1 pseudogene is annotated in these 345 nt (G+C 72.8%); it reads right to left on the bottom strand.

What is annotated here, in order from left to right:
• Positions 1-345: pseudogene (locus IU459_RS40630) on the bottom strand (flavoprotein); the annotation flags it as partial.

Here is a 345-nt window from a genome sequence, read left to right as displayed (position 1 = left end):
ATGTCAACCGGGTGCCCGGCTCGTTGCTCGCGACCTCGGCCAAGGCGATGATCGCGGTCAACGCCGAATGCCCACTCCCGGCGATCACGGTGTGCTTGCCTGCGTAGCGGGCGCGGACGGTGTCGTCATCGAGGTCGGGCCCCGGTAGTCGATCACCGCCGCGGCAGCGGTTTCGCCGAGCGCGGGCAGCCCTTCGCCGCCGAGGGGGTTGGGCGCGCCCCAGGTGCCGGAGGCGTCGATCACCGCTCGCGCCAGCACCCGCTCTTCCCTGCCGTCGCCGTAGCGCAGGTGCACCGACAACGGTTCGCTGTCGCGTCCGGCGTTCACGACCCGGTCGCGGCCGCG

Origin of the sequence: Nocardia amamiensis, assembly GCF_015477605.1 — a bacterium.
In the GTDB taxonomy this organism is placed as follows: Bacteria; Actinomycetota; Actinomycetes; order Mycobacteriales; family Mycobacteriaceae; genus Nocardia; species Nocardia amamiensis_A.
The sequence above is the reverse complement of the archived record's forward strand: the minus strand, read 5'-3'. Positions and strand labels throughout refer to the sequence as shown.